General features: G+C 41.7%; 1 protein-coding gene. It reads right to left on the bottom strand.

Features of this window, described 5'->3' with window-relative positions; genetic code table 11:
* Nucleotides 1-468: 468 nt before the first annotated feature.
* Nucleotides 469-1,512 carry an IS110 family transposase gene (locus tag BCU94_RS15430; protein ID WP_102437120.1) on the bottom strand — a complete coding sequence of 348 codons (1,044 nt, stop codon included), beginning with the start codon at nt 1,510-1,512 and terminating at the stop codon, nt 469-471.
* Nucleotides 1,513-1,555: the final 43 nt, after the last annotated feature.

The raw sequence follows: 1,555 nt of genomic DNA, 5'->3' as shown, positions 1-1,555 counted from the left end.
CCAGTCAATAGGCGAGCCTAACTTATTTGACTGCTTTTGCAGTCAAATAAAAATCAATCAACAAATTCATCTACTTCGTCTGTCATTTAGCTGTCAAATCATCGTTTACAGCAAACACATATAGAGGCTCTCTTAGTGCGATCTTATCGCTGCCTGACGCTTTTCAATCCTTTGAAATATCAGGGGCACTAGACATTTATCGGTTAACCCTAAGATGGCACTATTCAAGTCAGAGGTGCTTTGTGCACAGTTAGTTTCAGGCTCATTTAAGGTGTAAACGACTTTGGTAATTGTACTTATTAATGCGCGCCAATAAGGCGTCTAATCAAGGCGATGTAGCTTAAATAGCATTTGGCATAGTGATGATGGTGTGAAGTCATTGCTTCATTAGCCACATCATTCACGGTCATGCTCGCTTCTCTTTTCAAGAGTATCTAGTTAGATGTTCAGCTCACCTTATTGCGCGACTTATCCTTTCAAGAATCGTTGCTCATCAAATACCGTTTTGTTCTTCAACATGAAATAAACACAGCGACCAAGCTTATGAGCGAGTGCCGATAATGCTTTGGCTTTACTCATTCGTTTTTGTAATTGATTAAGGTAGTTACGGGCTTTGTCATTGCCACGTAGGTAAAGCACCGCTGCTTCAGAGAATGCCCACTTTAAATGAGCATTACCGATTTTATTGCCATTCGTGCCGTAGGTTTTTCCGGCTGATTCAGCTTTGCACTTTACTAAACGAGAGTATGAGGCAAATTTTTGTACCGATTCAAATCGGGCTATATCACCGATTTCATATAGAATTGTCAGCGATAAAACCTTACCAATACCAGGCACGGTTTTAAGCAGTTCTAGATAGACGGGATTATGGTTTTTTGCCTGTTTTTCAATGAACCATTCGACCTGCGCGAGTTCCTTGGCATAGCAATCAAGGAGTGCCATGTCTAAATCGATATTACGTTGCACAATAGGGTCTTGATATTGCTCCCGCAGTTTTTGTCTTGCTGAGATGTTTTTAAGGTTTAGGTCAGTGGCAGGTAAGTTGTATTGGCTGTTGGTGTTAACAACATGACCTTTGAGCATAGCGCCGTGACGGACAATCTTCATACGACGGCGTAACAGATCACGTGCAGCGCGCATTTCACTGGGGTAATCGTAGGCTATGGGGAAGTTACCACCACGAAGCAATGTCGCAATTTTAAAGGAATCGACTTTATCATTTTTAGTTTTGCCGCCATGAATCGCCTTCATATAAAGCGCATGGCCTAACACAAAATCGATACCCAGTTCAGCACACCAGTCTGACACCCAATACCAACAATGCATGCACTCAACCCCGACAATGACATTGCCGATATAGGGTTCAAGTATGAGTAGTAAGTCATCTTTGTCAGCGCCAATCTTTTTATGGACGACAACTTCCCCTTTAGAATCAATGATGCATACATAAAGTAAACGTGCATGTAAATCGATACCACAGTAGTATGGATGTGAGTTATTATAAAATCTCATTGAGCTTTCTCCTGTTGGTTTGGTCACCTTAAGCATACCGCTG

Source organism: Shewanella sp. 10N.286.52.C2 (assembly GCF_002874545.1).
Taxonomy (GTDB): domain Bacteria; phylum Pseudomonadota; class Gammaproteobacteria; order Enterobacterales; family Shewanellaceae; genus Shewanella.
This window is presented reverse-complemented; position numbering and strand designations above follow the sequence as displayed.